At 70.2% G+C, this 19088-nt stretch carries 16 protein-coding genes; 6 read left to right on the top strand and 10 right to left on the bottom strand.

Annotated features, from left to right (window positions below; translation table 11 throughout):
- Positions 1-3 precede the first annotated feature (3 nt).
- The 4 genes from ACFVDI_RS10115 to benA form a co-directional block, all read right to left on the bottom strand.
- Positions 4-1290 carry an MFS transporter gene (locus tag ACFVDI_RS10115; protein WP_378903756.1) on the bottom strand — a complete coding sequence of 429 codons (1287 nt, stop codon included), beginning with the start codon at positions 1288-1290 and terminating at the stop codon, positions 4-6.
- A 69-nt stretch (positions 1291-1359) separates the two neighbouring features.
- On the bottom strand, positions 1360-4059 hold the full coding sequence (gene benC, locus ACFVDI_RS10110) for a benzoate 1,2-dioxygenase electron transfer component BenC (RefSeq protein ID WP_378903753.1): 2700 nt from the start codon (positions 4057-4059) through the stop codon (positions 1360-1362).
- An 8-nt stretch (positions 4060-4067) separates the two neighbouring features.
- Positions 4068-4592: a benzoate 1,2-dioxygenase small subunit gene (gene benB / locus ACFVDI_RS10105; RefSeq protein ID WP_196873073.1), complete on the bottom strand. Its 525-nt coding sequence runs from the start codon at positions 4590-4592 to the stop codon at positions 4068-4070.
- Positions 4593-4594: 2 nt separating this feature from the next.
- Positions 4595-5962, bottom strand: coding sequence for a benzoate 1,2-dioxygenase large subunit (gene benA, locus ACFVDI_RS10100; protein WP_196873071.1), 1368 nt, complete (start codon positions 5960-5962; stop codon positions 4595-4597).
- Positions 5963-6156: 194 nt separating this feature from the next.
- Here benA and ACFVDI_RS10095 point away from each other — a divergent pair, with 194 nt between their 5' ends.
- The 6 genes from ACFVDI_RS10095 (at position 6157) to ACFVDI_RS10070 (ending at position 11280) form a co-directional block, all read left to right on the top strand.
- Positions 6157-7068, top strand: coding sequence for a LysR substrate-binding domain-containing protein (locus tag ACFVDI_RS10095; protein WP_378903749.1), 912 nt, complete (start codon positions 6157-6159; stop codon positions 7066-7068).
- A complete protein-coding gene (locus ACFVDI_RS10090; RefSeq protein WP_378903747.1) occupies positions 7065-8168 on the top strand; it encodes a mandelate racemase/muconate lactonizing enzyme family protein in 1104 nt (367 codons plus the stop codon). The genes ACFVDI_RS10095 and ACFVDI_RS10090 overlap by 4 nt, the downstream gene beginning before the upstream one ends.
- A gap of 38 nt (positions 8169-8206) precedes the next feature.
- Complete coding sequence (gene catA, locus ACFVDI_RS10085) at positions 8207-9082, top strand: catechol 1,2-dioxygenase (protein ID WP_378903743.1); 876 nt, start codon at positions 8207-8209, stop codon at positions 9080-9082.
- Positions 9082-9360: a muconolactone Delta-isomerase gene (catC, locus tag ACFVDI_RS10080; RefSeq protein WP_355229621.1), complete on the top strand. Its 279-nt coding sequence runs from the start codon at positions 9082-9084 to the stop codon at positions 9358-9360. The genes catA and catC overlap by 1 nt, the downstream gene beginning before the upstream one ends.
- A gap of 49 nt (positions 9361-9409) precedes the next feature.
- Complete coding sequence (locus ACFVDI_RS10075) at positions 9410-10117, top strand: dienelactone hydrolase family protein (protein WP_378903739.1); 708 nt, start codon at positions 9410-9412, stop codon at positions 10115-10117.
- A gap of 122 nt (positions 10118-10239) precedes the next feature.
- Positions 10240-11280 (top strand): isopenicillin N synthase family dioxygenase, encoded by a 1041-nt coding sequence (locus tag ACFVDI_RS10070; RefSeq protein WP_378903736.1) that lies wholly within the window; start codon positions 10240-10242, stop codon positions 11278-11280.
- Here the strand turns inward: ACFVDI_RS10070 and ACFVDI_RS10065 are convergent.
- Genes ACFVDI_RS10065 through ACFVDI_RS10040 form a run of 6 tightly spaced genes read right to left on the bottom strand, consistent with a single transcriptional unit; the run spans position 11264 to position 19017 of the window.
- Positions 11264-13342: an MMPL family transporter gene (locus tag ACFVDI_RS10065; RefSeq protein WP_378903733.1), complete on the bottom strand. Its 2079-nt coding sequence runs from the start codon at positions 13340-13342 to the stop codon at positions 11264-11266. The two genes, ACFVDI_RS10070 and ACFVDI_RS10065, sit on opposite strands and share 17 nt — an antisense overlap.
- 48 nt (positions 13343-13390) lie before the next feature.
- Positions 13391-14395, bottom strand: coding sequence for an SDR family NAD(P)-dependent oxidoreductase (locus tag ACFVDI_RS10060; protein WP_378903730.1), 1005 nt, complete (start codon positions 14393-14395; stop codon positions 13391-13393).
- Positions 14392-15732 carry a cryptochrome/photolyase family protein gene (locus tag ACFVDI_RS10055; RefSeq protein WP_378903727.1) on the bottom strand — a complete coding sequence of 447 codons (1341 nt, stop codon included), beginning with the start codon at positions 15730-15732 and terminating at the stop codon, positions 14392-14394. The genes ACFVDI_RS10060 and ACFVDI_RS10055 overlap by 4 nt, the downstream gene beginning before the upstream one ends.
- Positions 15729-16997 carry a class I SAM-dependent methyltransferase gene (locus ACFVDI_RS10050; protein ID WP_378903724.1) on the bottom strand — a complete coding sequence of 423 codons (1269 nt, stop codon included), beginning with the start codon at positions 16995-16997 and terminating at the stop codon, positions 15729-15731. Before ACFVDI_RS10050 ends, ACFVDI_RS10055 begins: the two co-directional genes overlap by 4 nt.
- On the bottom strand, positions 16994-17749 hold the full coding sequence (locus tag ACFVDI_RS10045; RefSeq protein WP_378903721.1) for a DUF1365 domain-containing protein: 756 nt from the start codon (positions 17747-17749) through the stop codon (positions 16994-16996). Before ACFVDI_RS10045 ends, ACFVDI_RS10050 begins: the two co-directional genes overlap by 4 nt.
- Positions 17746-19017, bottom strand: a complete 1272-nt coding sequence (locus ACFVDI_RS10040; protein WP_378903718.1) for an NAD(P)/FAD-dependent oxidoreductase — start codon at positions 19015-19017, stop codon at positions 17746-17748. The genes ACFVDI_RS10045 and ACFVDI_RS10040 overlap by 4 nt, the downstream gene beginning before the upstream one ends.
- Positions 19018-19088: the final 71 nt, after the last annotated feature.

Here is a 19088-nt window from a genome sequence, read left to right as displayed (position 1 = left end):
CTTTCATGCCGGCAGGCCCTCGTCGAGGGCGACGGTCACGACCGGCTCCTCCGGGGAGCGCGGCACCGCGACGGTGACCACCGCACCGAGCACCGCGACACCCGCGAAGATCTGGAAGGCGGTCGTTCCTCCGACACCGGCGGCGACCAGGGCACCGCCGATGATCGGTCCGACGATGCCGCCGAGGCGCCCGAAGCCGGCGCACCAGGCGACGCCCGCGCCGCGGGCCCGGGTCGGGTAGTAGTTGGCGACGAGCCCGTAGATGAGCACCTGGGTGCCGATCGTGCCGACCCCGGCGATCGCGACCGCCGGGAACAGAACGGCGAGGGGCAGCCCGAGAGGCAGCAGCAGGAGCATCAGGCCGGCGAGCACGAAGGTCGTCGAGACCACCTTCTTGGCGCCGGTCCGGTCGGCGACGTACGAAGCCAGGAGGCCACCGAGGATGGCGCCGCCGTTGAGCACCAGCAGGAAGGTGAGGGCGTACGCCTTGCCGTAGCCGTTGTCCTCCATGATCTTCGGCAGCCAGGTGTTGAGGCCGTAGGTCAGCAGCAGGCCGGAGAAGCTCATCAGGCCGAGCACCAGGGTCGGGAAGGCGAGCGGTCGGCGGGCCAGCGCACCGAAGCCGACCGCGTCCTGGGCGGTGCTGGTCGCGGCGACCCGGCCACGGGAGTCGAGCCACAGCTGCGACTCGGGCAGCTTGGCGACGGCGAACGGGAGCAGCAGGACCAGCGGGGCGGCGCCGATCGCCATCAGGATCCGCCAGTTGGAGCCGCTCGGGTCGATGATCAGGGCCATCAGCGAGGCGCTCACGCCACCGGCGGGGATGCCGCTGTAGACGATCGCGTTGAGCCGGTTCTTCCGCTCCGGCGGCGCGAACTCGGCGACCAGGGCACCGACGGTCGCCAGGATCGCGCCCAGCCCGATGCCGGTGAGGAAGCGCAAGATGCCGAAGACCGCGATCGACTGCGCGAACGCGGTCGCGGCCATCCCGAGCGAGAACCAGGTGATGCTGGCGAGCACGACCTTGCGGCGCCCGATCCGGTCGCTGACCGCGCCCGCGCTCAGCGCACCGACGAGCACGCCGACCAGGGCGTAGCTGCCCAGCGTGCCCGCCTGGCCCGCGGAGAGCTGGCCGATCTGGGTGGGGTCGGCCATGAGCGTCGGCAGCACCGTGCCGTAGACCACGAGGTCGTAGCCGTCGAACATCAGGGCCAGCGCGGAGAGCGCGACGACCCAGGACAGCTGGCGCCCGGTGGTGGCCCGGGCGGTTTCGTCGGTGTTTTCGGACATGGTGATCTCCATGGGTGACGCGAGCGCACTCGCGAAGGGGGAACGGCCCCGAGAGAGGAACCTGGTGGCTCAGCCGAGGTCACCGCCGGCGACGGGAAGGACCGTGCCGGTGATGTAGGAGGCTTCCTCGGAGGCGAGGAAGCAGATCGCGGCGGCCTGCTCGTCGAGCGTGCCGTAGCGGTGCATCAGTGAGGTCTCGAGGGTCTGGTCGATGTGGGCCTGGAACCACGCCTTCTCGGCATCGGTCCGGGGCGTCGGCGTGCCCCGGGAGATCCGGCGTGGCGGTGCCTCCGTACCTCCCGGGGCCGTCGCGGTGACCCGGATGCCGGCACCGGCGTACTCCAGCGCGAGGGAGGCGGTGATCGCGTTGATCCCGCCCTTCGCGGCCGAGTACGGGATCCGGTGGATGCCACGGGTCGCGGCCGAGGACACGTTCACGATCACGCCGCGGCCACGCTCGACCATGCCCGGCAGCACGGCCCGGCACGCGTAGAGCGTCGTCATCAGAGAGCGGGTGATCTCGGCGTCGATCTGTTCGGCGGTGAACTCGGTGAAGGGCTTGAAGTTGATCGCGCCGCCGACGTTGTTGACGAGCACGTCGATCCGGCCGTACGTCGCCAGCGCACGCTCCACGAGGGCGGCAGCGCCCTCGTAGTGCTCGAGGTCGCACTCGACCGCGCTGGCGCTCGCGCCCTGGCCGGTGAGCTCGTCGGTGACCTCGGCGACCAGCGGGGAGCGGTCGGCGAGGACGATCTTGCCGCCCTCGGCGGCCACCCGGCGGGCGACCTGGGCGCCGATGCCCTGGGCCGCTCCGGTGACCACCACGACCTGGCCGGCGAACCGGCCCGGGGTGATGAACCTCGGCCTCGTCGCGGCGGCCGTCTCGGCCATCGCGCGCCGCATCGTCTCCTTGGACCGCTCGCTGTGGGCCTTGATGAGGTCGCGGGCGGCGATCCGGTCGCCGCGCTCGAAGGCCTCGACGATGTCGAGGTGGTCCTGGGTGCACTGCGGGTGGCACCAGGTGGCGTTGCGCAGCACGTCCTCCATCCGGCCCTTGACCCCGAGCGCCTGGTAGGCCGCCAGCAGGTGGCCGTTTCCGGTGAGGGTGAACAGGTAGTCGTGGAAGGCCGCGTTCGACTCGGTGTAACCGTGGGCGTCGAGGAAGCGGTCGCCGTCGACGTACGGGAGGGTCGACTCGGCGAGCAGCCGGTAGCCGGCCAGCTGCTGGGAGTCGAGCCGCCCGATGGTCAGATCGAGCGCCCCCACCTCCAGCGCCGCCCGGGCCTCGAAGATCGCATCCGACGCGGAGATGTCCGGGTGCTCCTCACCGATCGTGTAGCCGTCGGCCGTCGTCGAGACGTCGCCCGCGTCGGCCGAGGCGTCAGGTACGTCGGTCGAGAGGTCACCCTGGGGCGGGAAGACCTCCTGGCCACCGATCCGGCGGCCGCCACCGGCCACGCTCAGGCTGTCGTCCTCGACCACCGCGCCGCTGGCTCCGTCGAGCGCAGCCTGCGCGACCAGCTGACCGGCGATGCGGCGTACGACATCTCCGTCGTCCCGCGCGGGGGCGGCGTATCCCGCGGGACCGAGGTCGACTGCCGGGAGCATCTGCTGCCCCGCGACGGCGCGTGCCTCAGGGTGCGTCTCCAGATCGATACGTACGGGTGACGTCTCGGCCGACGCGGGCGACGTCTCGGCCGACGGGGCTGACGCCTCGGCAGCGGCGGGGACGGCGAGGGCAAACTTCTCGTAGTAGAACCCGGTGGGCTCGATGCCGGCACCGGCGACGTGCGTACGCACCGCCTCGACCATCGGCGGCGGGCCGCACAGGTAGATCGCGGCGTCGCCGTCGTGCAGGTCCTCCTCGCCGATCAGGCTCGTCACATAGCCCTTGTTGGCGGCCGTCGAGGCGGGGTCGGAGACGCAGTGGTCCCAGGTGAACCCGGGCAGCCGCGAGACCAGCTCGCCGACCTCGTCGAGCTTGACCAGGTCGTCGTCGGTGCTGACGCCGTAGACCAGACGGCCGCCGCGGTCGCAGCCGTCGACCTCGAGCTGGCGCAGCATCGAGAGCACCGGCGCCAGCCCGGTGCCACCGGCCAGCATCAGCACCGGCCGGCGCGCCTCGCGCAGGAAGAAGGAGCCGTTCGGCCCGGTGAAGGTGACCTCGTCACCGACGGCGGCCCGCTCGGTCAACCAGGTCGACATCGCCCCGCCCTCGGTCAGCTTGACCAGGAAGACGAGCCGTTCCTCGTGCGGGGCGTTCGCGAAGGAGTACGACCGGGTCACATCGGTCCCCGGGACGGCGATGTTGACGTACTGGCCCGGCAGGAAGGCGAGCTCGCCGCGGTTGGGGATGTCGAGGGACAGCTCCACCGTGGTCGGGCTCAGCCGGTCCAGACCGACGACGGTGCCGGTGTAGCTCGCGGCCCCGGTCTTGGCGACCTCTGAGGTGGTGGCGATCTGCAGCGCGAGGTCCGAGCGCGGCTTCATCGAGCACGGCAGGGCGTACCCCTCGGCGGCCTCCGCCTCCGACAGCGCGTCCTCGATGTAGGTGCCGCCGTCGTACTCCCCCGACTCGCACAGCGCCTTGCACGTCCCGCAGGCACCGTCGCGGCAGTCCAGCGGGATGTTGATCCGCTGCCGGTAGGAGGCGTCGGCGACGGTCTGGTCCTCGCGGACGGTGATGAAGCGGGTCACCCCGTCCTCGAAGGACAGCGCGACCTGGTGGGTCGCGACCCCGGTGGTCGGCTCGGTCTCTGTTGCAGTCATCGCGTGCCTCAGACGTGGTAGATGTCGACGACGTGGTGGATGTAGTCGTTCTTCAGCACCACGGTCTTGCGGCGGATCAGCGGCTGCTCTCCGGAGAAGTCGATGGTGTAGAACGACGTGCCGTAGTAGGGGTCGACGGTCTTGTAGCGGAAGTACATGGTGTGCCAGTTGAAGCGCACGTCGACCAGGTCGCCGCGGCGCTCGATGACCTCGACGTTGCTGATGTTGTGGGACGTACGCGGCTCGGGCAGCGAGGTGGCCGAGGACCGCTCCGTACGGATCCGGAAGACGCGGTCCTCCAGGCCACCCTTGTTGGGGTAGTAGATGAGCGACATCTCGGTCTGCGGGTCCTCGGTGAGGAGGTCGGCGTCGTCCCAGCAGGGCATCCAGTAGACGACGTCGTCGGCGTAGCACTCGAGCCACTTCTCGAACTCGCGGTCGTCGAGGAAGCGCGCCTCGCGGTAGAGGAACTGCTCGATCGCGTTCTGCGTGATCAGCTTCGCCCCGGCGGGCGCGTTCTGCGTGAGCGTCATGGTCACTTCCCCTTCTCGTTCGCGATGGCCGTACGCATCTGCTCGGCCCACTGCGCGTGCATGACCGGGTAGAGGCCCTCGTCCTCGTTCTTCGCACCGGCCGAGATCACGCCCGGCATCTCCAGCGCCTCGGCGACCTCGTCGGGCCCGGTGAGCCAGTGCTCGGCACCACGGCTCATGTCGTTCCACGGCGCGGCGGAGGCCTGGTACGTCACGTAGCAGGAGCGGAACTCCTCCAGGTCGTCGGGCGTGGCCATGCCGGAGGCGTTGAAGAAGTCCTCGTACTGCCGGATCCGCCAGGCCCGTGACTCGGGGCTCTCGCCCTTCGGGGCGATGCAGTAGATGGTGACCTCGGTCTTGTCGACCGAGATCGGCCGGAAGTGCCGGATCTGGGTCGAGAACTGGTCCATCAGATACACGTTCGGGTAGAGCAGCAGGTTGCGGGAGCCCTTGACCATGAACTCGCCCTTGGCGTCGCCGAACTTCTCCTTGAGCGTGTCCATCTGGTCCCACAGCGGCCGGTCGGCGGGGTTGGCGGCCCAGGTCCACAGGCACAGGTGCCCGTTCGGGTAGGACCAGTAGCCACCCCCGGCCTTGCCCCAGCTGCCGGCGTCGACGGTCTTGGTGGTGTTCTTCGACTCGCCGGTGTTGCGGCGCGAGGTGGTGGCGGCGTAGTTCCAGTGGGTGGCGGTGACGTGGTAGCCGTCGGCGCCGTTCTCCGCCTGGACCTTCCAGTTGCCGTCGTAGGTGTAGGTCGAGGCGCCGCGCAGCACCTCCAGGCCGTCGGGCGACTGGTCGACGAGCATGTCGATCACCTTGACGGTGTCGCCGAGGTGCTCATCCAGCGGCAGGACGTCCTCGTTGAGCGAGCCGAACAGGAAGCCGCGGTAGCTGTCGAAGCGGGCCACGTGGGTCAGGTTGTGGGAGCCCTCGGTGTTGAAGCTCTCCGGGTAGCCGGCGTCGTCGGGGTCCTTGACCTTGAGCAGGGTGCCGTCGTTGCGGAACGTCCAGCCGTGGAACGGGCAGGTCAGCGTCATCCGGTTGTCGGTCTTGCGCCGGCACAGCATCGCGCCACGGTGGGCACAGGCGTTGATCATGCAGTGCAGCTCGCCGTCCTTGTCGCGGGTGATCACGACCGGCTGCCGACCGATGTAGGTGGTGAGGTAGTCGCCGGGGTTGGGCACCTGGCTCTCGTGGGCGAGATAGATCCAGTTGCCCTCGAAGATGTGCTTCATCTCCAGCTCGAAGATCTCCTCGTCGGTGAAGATCCGGCGGTTGGCGCGGTAGATCCCGGCCTCGCGGTCCTCGACCACGGCGTCCGACAGGACGTTCTCGATGTGGCCCAGGCTCTCGGTGAGCGGTGCGGTCATGGTTATGCCTCCAACGGGTGACGGTCACCACACCTTCGCAAGGAGTGGCGGCCGTCACACCAGGCGAATGCCCAGTTCCGACCTAGGCATCCATTGATCATTCTGATCAATCAATAGGCGTCTGTTTCGTCCTTGTTGTTTATCTATCGCCCGCCTAGTGTGGCGGTCGTCACCACCTTCTGAGGAGCGCTTCCATGGAGCTACGCCACCTGCGGTACTTCGCCGCGGTCGCCGAGACCTGTCACTTCGGACAGGCCGCGGCGCAGCTGCACATCGCCCAGCCGGCGCTCTCCCAGGCGATCCGCCAGCTCGAGTCCGAGCTCGACGTCACCCTGTTCACCCGGACGACCCGCCAGGTCTCCCTCACCCCGGCCGGCGAGTTCCTGCGCACCGAGGCCGCCCGGGTGCTGTCCGCCATCGACGACAGTGTCCGAGGCGTACGCCGCATCGGGGCCGGCCGCCACGGCCTTATCCGCCTGGGGCTGACCGGCACCGCCTCGTTCTCGCACCTGCCCGGCATCGCCCGGGTGGTCAAGCGCGAGCTGCCCGAGGTGGCGCTGGAGATCCACGCCGACCTGCTCACCCCGGCCCAGTGCGAACGGCTGCGGAGCGGGGCGCTCGACCTCGGCGTACTCCGGCCGCCCGCGGTCGGCGAAGGCCTGACCCTGCGCACCCTCGAGGTCGAGCCGCTCGCCCTCGCCATCCCCGTCGACCACCGGCTCGCGGTCGAGCCGGTCGTGGCGATGGCCGACCTGCGCACCGAGCCGTTCATCGCCTACAGCGCCCGCGACTCGGCGGTCAACGAGGCTGTCCTGCGCAGCTGCCGCGAGGCCGGCTTCGTGCCGCGCCGCGAGCACGAGGCGCCGAGCACCGCGGTCCTGCTGGCGCTGGTCGCCGCGGGCCTCGGCGTCGCGATCGTCCCCGCCTCGGTCCGTTCCCTCCCGCTGGAGGGGGTCGTCTTCCGCGACCTGCTCGACGCGGGCAGCGTCGAGCTCTCCCTCGCCTACCGCACCGACGACGACAACCCCGTCGTCGACGCCGTCATCGAGATCCTCGAGGCAGCCGACCTGTTCACCGCACCCCGTCTGGAAGCTCCCCGGTCATGAAGATCACCAAGGTCGAGGCGATCCCGTTCGCCATCCCCTACCGCAAACCGCTGCGCTTCGCCTCCGGCGAGGTCCACACCGCTCAGCACGTGCTGGTCCGGGTCCACACCGACGACGGTGTGGTGGGCATCGCCGAGGCGCCGCCGAGACCGTTCACCTACGGCGAGACCCAGGCCGGGATCATCGCCGTCATCGACCAGCTCTTCGCGCCGCAGCTGGCCGGACTCACCCTGCTCGAGCGCGAGACCGCCCGTGCCCTGATGGAGCGCACCGTCGGCAACCCCACCGCGAAGGCCGCCGTCGACATGGCGATGTGGGACGCGCTGGGCAAGACCCTCGACCTGCGGGTCGTCGACCTCCTCGGTGCCTTCACCGACCGGATGCGGGTCTCGCACATGCTCGGCTTCGACACCCCCGAGGCGATGGTCGCCGAGGCGGAGCGGATGCGGGAGACGTACGGGATCTCGACGTTCAAGGTGAAGGTCGGCCGCTCCCCCATCGAGCTCGACACCGCCGTCGTCCGTGCGCTGCGCGAGCGTTTCGGCGCCGAGATCGAGCTGTACGTCGACGGCAACCGCGGCTGGACCGCGGCCGAGTCCGCCCGCGCGATGAGGCAGATGGCCGACCTCGACCTGCTCTTCGCCGAGGAGCTCAACCCGGCCGACGACGTGCTCGGTCGACGCTGGCTGGTCAGCCAGGTCGACGTGCCGTTCATCGCCGACGAGTCGGTGCCGACGGCGGCCGACGTCACCCGCGAGGTGCTCGGTGGCTCCGCCACCGCGATCAGCATCAAGACCGCGCGTACCGGCTTCACCGGCTCGCAGCAGGTGCTCCATCTCGCCGAGGGCCTCGGCCTGGAGGTCGTGATGGGCAACCAGATCGACGGCCAGCTCGGCAGCGCCTGCTCGATCGCGTTCGGCGCTGCCCACCGGCTCACCTCCCGCCGGGCCGGCGAGCTCTCCAACTTCCTCGACATGGCCGATGACCTGCTCACCGAGCCGCTCGAGATCCGCGACGGCGAGCTCGCCGTACGTCCTGGTGCCGGCCTCGGGGTCGAGATCGATGCCGAGAAGCTCGATCACTACCGCACCGACAACTGAACACCAGACCCCACACCGCAACACGAGAGGACACACTCATGACCACCGACCAGACCCTCGAGTCCGCCGAGGCAGCCACCGCGGCCGCCTCGGGCGCCTCCGCCACCGAGCGGTTCGCCGCCGACAAGTCGCCCTTCGACGCCGTCAAGGACACCCCGCCCGAGCGCGTCGACCGGCTCGCCAAGCGCGTGCTCAACGCCGTCTACGACACGATCCGCGAGGAGAAGGTCAGCTACGACGAGTACAACGCGCTCAAGGCGTGGCTGATCCAGGTCGGCAAGGACGGCGAGTGGCCGCTCTTCCTCGACGTCTGGGTCGAGCACGAGATCGAGAAGGTCGCCACCGAGCACCGCGAGGGCAACAAGGGCACCATCGAGGGCCCCTACTACGTCCCCGCCGCCCCGGAGCAGGGTGCCAACGGCACCATCCCGATGCGCGAGGGCGAGTCCGGCACCCCGCTGACCTGGACCGGCACGATCACCTCGACCGACGGGACCCCGCTCGACGGCGCCAAGGTCGAGCTCTGGCACGCCGACGCCGACGGCTTCTACTCCCAGTTCGCTCCCGGCATCCCGGAGTGGAACCTGCGCGGCAGCTTCACCGTCGGTGCCGACGGCGCCTTCGAGATCCACACGATCCAGCCGGCGCCCTACCAGATCCCGACCGACGGCTCCTGCGGCAAGCTCATCGCCGCCGCCGGCTGGCACGCCTGGCGTCCGGCCCACCTGCACGTGAAGGTGTCGGCCCCGGGCCACGAGCTCCTCACCGCCCAGCTCTACTTCCCCGGTGACGAGCACAACGACGACGACATCGCCTCTGCGGTCAAGCCCGAGCTCGTGCTCGCGCCCGTCGCCAACGAGGACGGCTCGGTGAGCGTCGACTACGGCTTCGTGCTCGACCCGGTTCGCGGCTGATGCTCTACCACGTACGCATGGACGTCCGGATCCCGCACGACCTGGATCCGGACGTCCGCGACGACACGATCGCCCGCGAGAAGGCCTACGCCCAAGAGCTCCAGCGCGCCGGGAAGTGGCCGCACCTGTGGCGCATCGCCGGGGAGTACGCGAACTTCTCGGTCTTCGACGTCGACTCGCACGACGAGCTGCACCAGATCCTCTCCGGCCTGCCGCTGTTCCCCTACATGGACGTGCAGGTCACCCCGCTGGCCAAGCACCCCTCCAAGGTGGACTGACCGCACCTCGGGCGCTCGACCTGCAAGGATGAGCGCCCGAGGTGATGAGATGTCGATGATCGACTATGCGGCTCCCGCGGGGCCGACCCGTGGCCACCTGTCGGTGCCCGAGGGCGACGGTCCGTGGCCCGGGGTGGTCGTCGTGCAGGACCTCATGGGCGTGAGGTCGGACGTCCAGCGGATCGGCGATCGGATCGCCGCCAACGGATACCTGGCGCTGACCCCGTCGCTCTACCATCGCGGCCCGAAGGTCGGCTGCGTCGTCAGCACGATGAAGTCGCTGGTGACCGGCAAGGGCACCGCGGTCGACGACCTGATCGCCGCCCGCGACCACCTCGCCGCCGACCCCCGCTGCACCGGCAAGGTCGGCATCGTCGGCTTCTGCATGGGCGGCGGCTTCACGCTCCTGCTGGCTCCCCGGGGGATCTTCGACGCGGCCGCACCCAACTACGGGGTGCTGCCGCGGGACCTGTCCGCGCTGAGCACCTCGTGCCCGATGGTGGCGAGCTTCGGCGCCAAGGACCGCCTGCTGCCCGGCGCCGTGCACAAGGTCGAGGCGGCGCTCGCCGCGGGCGGCGTGCCCCGCGACCTCGAGGAGTACCCAAACGTCGGCCACAGCTTCATGAACGAATGGGGCTTCCCCCGCCCGGTCCCCACCCTGGAACGGGTGGTCGGCTACAACTACTCCGAGCCCGAGGCGGAGGATGCCTGGCGACGCATCTTCGCCTTCTTCGACGAGCACCTCGGCCCGAAATAGCACCGAAACCTCGGCGCTCTACTGTGGTCGGGCCCGAGTTCAACGGACAGCGAGGCCTCCAGGCCGGGAAAGCGGACACCTCCGGGCACGACCAACCGTCTGCGCCTTGCCAGGAGAGCACTATGAGCACCTTTCACGTCCCCGCCGTCGACATCGCTGCGTACGTCCGGGGCGGGACGCCCGAGGAGAAGGCGGCCGTGGCCGCCGCGATCGACACCGCCTGCCGTGAGGTCGGCTTCATCCAGATCCTCGGTCACGGCGTCGCGCCGTCCGTGGCCGACGGGCTCGCCTCGGCGATGGACGACTTCTTCGCCCTGCCGTCGGCCGAGAAGAGCCGGTGGCGCCGGCCCGCCGCCGAGAACCGTGGCTACACCCCGCCGAAGTCGGAGACGCTCGCGCTCAGCGCCGGCGTGCAGTCCGAGACCCGGATGAAGGACTTCTTCGAGGCGTTCAACGTCGGCTCGTCGGTCTCCGACCATCCCGAGGCCGACCTCGTCGAGGCGCACTATGCGGAGAACACCTGGCCCACGGTCTCCGGCTTCCAGGAACGCGTCGACGCCTGGCGCGCCGAGGCCGCCCGGGTCGCGCGCACCATGGTCACGATCTTCGAGGACGCGCTCGACCTGGAGCGCGGCACGATCGCGGACCTGGCGGCCCATCCGATCGAGGTCCTGCGGATGAACAACTACGCCCTGCCCGAGGGCACCCGCGTCGAGGTCGACGAGGACATGATCGGGATGGGCGAGCACACCGACTTCGGGATCGTCACGATCCTGTGGGCCGACCGGGTCAAGGGTCTGCAGGTCCTGCACGGTGGCGAGTGGCACGACGTCAGCCCGGCCGACGGGGCGCTCCTGGTCAACCTCGGCGACCTCACGACCAGGCTGACCAACGAGCAGTGGCTCTCGACCCTGCACCGGGTCAAGCCGCCGATCGTCGGTGGCACCATCCGGCGACGCCGGTCGGCTGCGTACTTCTTCGACGGCGACGCCGAGGCGGTGATCGGTCCGCTGCCGGGATTCGTCGACGACGAGCACCCGCGCCTCTACCGCGACGTCACCGTCGACGAGCACATCGCCGCCAAGCTCGCGGGCTCGCGCGCCGGCGTGCTCAACGCCACCGCCGGGCGCGAGGCCGCGAGGGTGCTCACCGCGGGTCGTTGACCGGCGGCTCGGCCCTCTTGGTGTGCCGGCGCGCGATCGCCGCCGGCCACCAGATCCTGTCGCCGACCAGCGCGAAGACCGCGGGCACGACCACGGTGCGGACGAGGAAGGTGTCCAGCAGGATGCCCAGACCCACGATCAAACCCACCTGAGTCAGCGTGATCAGGGGCAGCACGCCCAGCACCGCGAACACCGAGGCCAGCACGATGCCGGCGCTGGTGATGACACCACCGGTCAGCCCGACCGCCATGACCATCGCATCGACGGTGTCGTGCTCGGCGGTCTCCTCCTTCGCACGCAGGACGAGGAACACGGTGTAGTCGACGCCGAGCGCCACCAGGAACAGGAAGGCGTAGATCGGTGTGCTGACGTCGAGCGCGGGGAACCCGAAGACATGCGTGCTCATCCATGCACCCAGGCCGAGGGCGGAGAAGGTGGCGATCACGCTGATGGTGACGAGCACCAGAGGCGTCACGATCGACCGCAGCACCGCGAAGAGCACCAGCAGCACCACCAGCAGGATCATCGGCACGACGACCTTCAGATCACGCTCGGCACCGTTCCGGCTGTCCAGGTCCTTGGCCACGCTGCCGCCGACCAGAGCACCGGTCCCGGCCAGCTCGCTGCGCATCGTCTCGATCGTCTCGATGCTCTCCGGTGTGGCCGGTGCGTCATCAAGCGTCGCGGTGATCTTCACCAGGTCGCCGCTCTCGCCCGACGGGCGCGCGCTGTCGACGCCGTCCATCTGGTTGACCTGCGCGAGCACGGCGTTGGCCTCGTCGGCTCCGACCACGATCGTCACCGGGTCGGAGGCGCCCGGGGGGAAGTGCTTCGAGAGGGTGTCCAGACCGTCGACGGACTCGGCCTCGACACGGAACTGGTCGGTCTGCGAGAGCCCGACCTTGACGCCCAGGAGCCCGGAGGCGAGGACCCCGAGGATCACCGCGGCCACCGCCAGCACCGCTGCCGGGCGGCTCACCACGGTGCGGGCGATCCGGAACCAGACCCCGTCGCGGGTCTTCTCGTCCTCGCCGTTGCGGGGTACGAACGGCCAGAAGAGGCCACGACCGAACAACGACAGCGCGGCGGGCAGAGCGAAGAGCGCGAAGAGCAGGGCGACCAGCAGACCGATCGCAGCCGAGACCCCCAGGGACCGGGTGTTGGGCGCGACGCTGAACACGAGCACCAGCAGCGCGAGCACGACGGTGAGGTTGCTGGCCACGATCGCCTCGCCCGAACCGCGGACCGCCGCGGCGAGAGCCTCGCGGTGGTGCGCGTGCCGACGGAGCTCCTCGCGGTAGCGCGAGACCAGCAGCAGCGCGTAGTTCGTGCCGGCACCGAAGACGAGCACACTGGTGATCCCCGAGGTCGACCCGTCGAGCCCGCTGCCTGTCCAGTCCGCGACGATCTGGGTGACCACCGACGCGGTGCGGTCGGCCACCGCGACCACGATCAGGGGCACGAGCCACAGCACCGGCGAGCGGTAGGTCAGGATCAGCAGGAGAGCGACGACACCGGCCGTGACGAGCAGCAGCCGCAGATCTGCTCCCTCGAACGCCGAGGAGATGTCGGCGGCGAAGGCGGCACCGCCGGTGAGCTCGACCACGAGGCCCTCGGGCCGGTCCTCGTCGACCGTGTCCCGCAGCTCGCCGACGAGCTCGGTGAGGTCGAGGCCGGTGACGTCGGCGTCGACGTCGATGGCGACGATCAGCGCGTCGCCGTCCGTCGCGGGGATCGGCGGGGAGACCTCGTTCCCCGTGATCTCGGCCCAGCGCTGCGACACCTCGGCGATCCAGGCCCGGTCATCCGCGTTCAGCCCACCCGTACGCTCGACCACGGCGACCGCGGGCAGCACGTCCCCTCCCGGAAAGCTCTGCTGGAGCTCCGCGACCCGGGCCGACTCGGCATCCGCCGGCAGCGGGTCGGGGGCCGAGCTGGTGGACCCCAGCGACGAACCCAGGGCCATCACGACGCCGGTCAGGACGACCGTGATCACCAGGACCACCCACGCCGAGGCCTTGCTCGTGGTGATGTGGGCGAGACGTGCCAGCGCGGACCGCATGGTCGGGCCTTTCGGTAGAGATGAGGATTCGTCGGGTGACATCAGTGGCTAGGGCCTCTCCAGGTCGGCGGCCGCTGCCACCCACCTCCACAGCCCCTCGGTCTCGCTGCGACCAGGACGCGTCGACGTCCGATAGCTCGTGGGACGCTGCCGGCGATCGTGCCAGAAGGCGCCCGACGGCGGAGCGGGATCCGTGGCGGCGAGCCACACCGTCGTGTCCGCGCCCGCCTCGGGCGTACGCAGCAGCAGCCGGGTCGCCGTACGGAAGATCGGGAGCGATCGGGCCAGGCCCGGCGTGTCCGCCCAGCCGGGATGCATGACCGAGGTGGAGATCCGGTCCGGGGACCATCGCCGGTCCAGGATCGGCGCTAGCTCCACCTGCATGCGCTTGGACCGCGCGTACGCCACGGCACCTTGGTAGGTGCCGTGCTCGAACTCGGGGTCGTCCACCGGAAGCGGCTGGGTGTACATCCCGCCGGAGGCGACGAAGATCACCCTGGCGCCGCGCTCCGAACGGCGCAGCGCCGGCAGCAGGCGCTCGGTCAGCCGGATCGGTCCGAGCACGTGGGTGGCGACGGACAGTTCGTGGCCGTCGACCGACTCCGTCCGCTCGGGCGGCATCACCCCCGCGTTGTGCACCAGCACGTCGAGCGCGGTGGTGCCGTCCGTACGCGCACAGAAGTCGTCGGCGAACGCGTCGATCATCGCCGGGTCGGAGACGTCACAGTGCTCCACCCGGAGATCGGGGGCCAGTCCCTCGGCGCGCAGCAGCCGCTCGATCCTCGCCACCGCGGGCGTCGCACGCTCGGGTGAGCGCACGAGGACGTGCACGCGTGCACCGAGACGGGCCAGCCCCAGCACGGTCGCCTCGCCGAGTCCGCCGGCACCGCCGGTGACGATGGCGGTCCGCCCCGTCAGCGCTTTCGGGCGAGGGTCACCCTCGGCCCAGCCGCGGCGCCGGACCGCGTAGCCGAGACGGGAGTAGCCGAGCAGGACCGTACGGTCGAGCACACGGTCGATGCCGTGGTCCGGTGCCGGAGATGCCTGACTCATGTGCGTTCATCCTTCACCTCTGCCAGCCGGGCGAGCGCCTCGCGACGCTCCTCGGCATGGTCCACGACGCGTTCCGGATAGCCGTTGGCCATTCCATCGGAGTGGCGCCAGGGTTCGTGGGCCGCCGCGCCGGGAAGGTGCCGAAGCTCGGGGACCCAGCGTCGGACGTAGTCGCCGTCCGGATCGAACCGACGTCCTTGGGTGACCGGGTTGAAGACCCTGAAGTACGGTGCGGCGTCGGTCCCGGTGCCGGCGACCCACTGCCAGCCGTGGCTGTTGGAGGCCAGGTCTCCGTCGCGGAGGTGGTCCATGAAGTGCCGGGCCCCGAGCGGCCACCACATGTGCAGGTCCTTGGCCAGGAAGCTCGCGACGACCATCCGCACCCGGTTGTGCATCCAGCCCTCCGCGAGCAGCTGGCGCATGCCGGCGTCGACGAACGGGTAGCCGGTGGTGCCCGACTTCCAGGCCTCCAGCAGCGCTTGATCCTCGTCATAGCGCATACCGCGCAGGTCGTCACGCAGGTCGCGCCAGGCCGATCGGGGATCGTGCCAGAGCACGTCGGCGTAGAACTCGCGCCAGGCGAGCTCCGCGACGTAGCGCTCGACATCCTCTCCGGAGGCGCCGTGCGCGGGCTCGCCCAGATCCGCCAGGAGCGTACGTGGATGGATCTCGCCGAACTTCAGTGCCGTCGAGATGCGGCTGGTCCGATCGAGGTCGGGTCGGTCCCGGGCCTCGGCATAGCCGGCCAGGTCCTCCTCGCAGAAGTCCTCCCAGCGCTGGAGTGCAGCGCGCTCGCCGGCCTCCTCGTCGGGGTGGTCCGGCAGCGGGTCCGATCCGATCTCGGTCGTCCACTCGACCTCGGGATCCCCGGCGGGCGCTCGCCAGCCGTGCTCACGCCAGGCCCGCAGAAAGGGGGTGAAGACGCGGTAGGGCGCTCCGGACGTGTTCCGGATCCTGCCCGGGGTCACGGCGTAGGAGCTGCCGGTGCCGATCATCTCGATGCCGTCGGCCGCGAGCCGCTGCTCAACGGCCGCGTCGCGGCGCCGGCCGTAAGGGGTCGTCTCGGTCGAGACGTGCACCTGGCTCGCCCCGGCCTCCGCGGCGACCCGAGGCACAATCTCGGCCGGGTCGCCATGACGGATGACCAGCGCGCCACCCGTCTCCTCATGCAGCGCGGCGAGCGAGGCGAGGAGCCGCCCCCACCGTGGCCCGGTGCCGGCCAGGCGCGGGTCGAGCACGAACAGCGGGACCACGCGCCCGGCGGCTGCCGCCGCCTGCAGAGCAGGATGGTCTCCCAGCCGCAGGTCCCGCCGGAACCACATCAGTGACGTCGTCATGTGCGCTTCCCCTCGTCGGTTTCCAGACGGATCTGGGCGACGTCGATGCACGCGGTGCGGAAGCCCGCCTCGCAGTACGCCAGGTAGAACTCCCAGGTGCGTCGGAACTCCTCGTCGAAGGTTTCCGACCGGATCGTCGGCCACGCGGCCAGGAAGGCGGAGCGCCAGCGGCGCAGGGTCTCGGCGTAGTCGGTTCCGAACCTGTCGGTGCGGGTCACGCTCAGCCCGACACCGGCGGCCTGTTCGGAGATGACGGTCTCGGACGGGATCAGCCCGCCGGGGAAGATGTGCTTCTGGATCCAGCCGTAGGAGCGGCGGGTCGCCAGGTAGCGCTGGTGCGGCATCACGATCGCCTGGAGGGCCACGGCTCCGCCGGGACGCACCAGACGCGACAGGGCGGCGAAGTACTCAGGCCAGTAGCGTTCGCCGACCGCCTCGATCATCTCCACGCTGACCACGGCGTCGAAGGTGCCGACGACGTGCCGGTAGTCCTGCACCAGCACCTCGACCCGGTCGCTGAAGCCGGCCTCCTCGATCCGCTGCCTGGCCAGCGCCGCCTGCTCGACCGACAGCGTGACGGTGGTGACCCGGGCCCCGCGACGGGCCGCCTCGATCGCAAGGGTGCCCCACCCGGTGCCGATCTCCAGCACGTCGTCACCGGCACCGACGCCCGCCAGGTCGAGGGCGGCGCCGACCTTGCGCAGCTGCGCCTCCTCCAGGTCCTGCTCGGCGAGCGGACGGCTGCGGTCGAACAGTGCCGAGCTGTAGCTGAGGCTGGGGTCGAGGAAGGCGGCGAACATGTCGTTGCCCAGGTCGTAGTGGGCGGAGATGTTCTCCTGGGAGTCCTCCACGGCGCCGTGCTGGTCGGCGGGTATGGGCTGGTCGACCAGACGACGCAGCCGCAGCATCCAGCCCGGGAGCAGCCCGGAGAGGCGTTCGGCGTACGGAGTCAGCGCATCGGCCAGATCGGTGCCGTCCGCGGTGTGCCAGTCCCCCGCCGTGTAGCCCTCGCCCAGGCCGATCTTCGGGTTCGCCGCGAGCCGGCCATAGAGCGACTCGGGACGCCTCAGCACGATGCCCGGCCTTCCCGCGGTGGGCGAGCCGGCACGACGGTTGAGCAGGCTGCCGTCCGGGAGCACGACATCGACCGGGACCTGCCGGGTCGCCAGGCGCAGGATCTGCTTGGCGACGCCTGCTCGCAGACTCTTGGTGGCGGTCGGCGCCTTGTGCGCCGGAAGATCGAGCGTCACAGGCTCTGCAGTCATGATGTGGTCTCCTTCGGAGGGGCCGGACGAGGGACGACGGGCAACCTGCGCAGCCACAGCCAGATCCCGTGGAACCGGATGAGAGCGCTGACCCGATGAGGCATCAGCAGATGGGAGAGACTCACCCGCACCAGTGCGCGACGTGTCGCGGGCTCCGGCGTCCCCCGAGTGGTCGCCGTCAGCACACGAGCACCGTCGCGGTCGAGACCGACGGTCACCGCGACCTGTCCCGGGTCGATCTGCAGCTGGATCTCGTAGGTGCCGGTCAGGTCGTTGAACGGCGAGACGTAGAAGGCCTTGCCGGTGCGGGCACGTCCGCGTCGATCGACGTCGAGCAGGTAGGCGTGGCGTTCGCCGTAGGTGTTGTGCACCTCGAAGACGACCGCGCGCAGCACGCCGTCGTCGGACTGCACCCAGTAGACCGTGAGGGGGTTGAAGACATGACCCAGGACGCGGGCGTTCGCCAGCATCAGCACCCGATCGGTCGGCGCGAGGTCGACGCCGCGGTGTTCGAGGAACACACCGAGATCGCCACGTACGCCACGACCCGACGCGCCTGCGTCGAGGTGGTCCTCGACCCGGAACCCTGCCAGCGGACGCAGCCAGAACGGGAGCCGCGGCGGATCGTCGACATCGATGAGCCAGTGGTAGCTGCGGTGGCGGAAGGAGTGCCGCAACGGCACCTCTCGGGCGTGGCTGACGTGGCCGACGACCAGCGCCGGCGCCTCGGGAAAGACCGGTGACGGAATCACCACGTCGCCCCGAACGACTCGGCTGCCTCCACGCCGGAGCGACAGCCGTCCTCGTGGAAGCCCCAGCCGAGGTGGGCGCCCGCGAAGGCCAGCCGAGGCCCGCCGGCCGTACGCAGCCGCGCGGCCGCCGCGACGGCCTCGGTGGTGAAGACCGGGTGCTCGTAGGTCATCCGCGCGGTGACCGTGGCCGGGTCGACGTGCTCGGTCGCGTTGAGCGTCACCACGTGCTCGTCGCGATCCTCGAGACCCTGGAGCCGGTTCATCCAGTAGCTCACGACCACCTTGTCGGCGCCACCGCCGCACGAGGCGAGGCGGTAGTTCCACGATGCCCGGGCGCGTGGCGATTCCGGCAGCAGGGTGGCGTCGCGGTGCAGCCAGGTCTCGTTGCGTGAGTACCTGATGGCGGCCAGGTCCGTCTTCTCCTCCGGGGTGGCGTCGACCAGCAGCCGCAGGGCCTGGTCCGCGTGAGTCGCCACGACCACACGGTCGAAGTGCCGGGACCCGGCCTGGGTGCGTATCTCCACACCATCGGCGTGCCGCTCGACAGCGGTGACCGGCTCACCGGCACGGACGTCGTCCAGCCGTTCGGCGATCCTGTCCACATAGGTGCGAGAGCCACCCACGACCGTGCGCCAGGTGGGCGACCCGGTGACCTGGAGCATCCCGTGATGGTCGAGGAAGGCGAACAGATGCCTCGCCGGGTAGGCGGCCGCGTCCTCGTCGCCGCACGACCAGACGCACGAGACCAGCGGCACCGCGAAGTGCTGGACGAAGTAGTCGCTGAAACCGCCCTCGGCGAGGAACCGGCCCCAGGTCAGGTCGCTCCCGGACTCGAGCAGGCGACGGGCACGACGGTGGAACCGCGGCACCTGCGCCAGCATCCGGACGAAGCGTGGGTCACGGAGCCGACGCGGGTCGGCCAGGATGCCGCTCAGCCCCTTGCCACCGGCGTAGGACAGGCCGCAGTCGTCGCAGACGATGCTCATGCTCATCTCGGTCGGCCGGGTCTCGACACCGAGCTCCGCGAACAGGCGGAGCAGGTTCGGATAGGTGCGCTCGTTCATCACGATGAAGCCGCTGTCCACGCGGAGGCGGGCTCCCGAGGCGGACGAGACGTCGTGCGTGTGCGCGTGGCCGCCGAGGCGACTCTCCGCCTCGAAGAGGGTGACGTCGTGGGTGCGGCCGAGGAGATGGGCCGCGGTCAGACCGGAGACACCGCCCCCGATCACGGCAACGCTCGGCCGCTGGGTCTGGGCCGTTCGGCTCATGAGTACTCCTCGTCAGGCAACAGCGTTTCCACTGGCTAGTTCCGGTGATCGAATGTACAATCTTTGTTCAA

The organism is Nocardioides sp. NPDC057767 (genome assembly GCF_042798275.1).
In the GTDB taxonomy this organism is placed as follows: domain Bacteria; phylum Actinomycetota; class Actinomycetes; order Propionibacteriales; family Nocardioidaceae; genus Nocardioides.
This window is presented reverse-complemented; position numbering and strand designations above follow the sequence as displayed.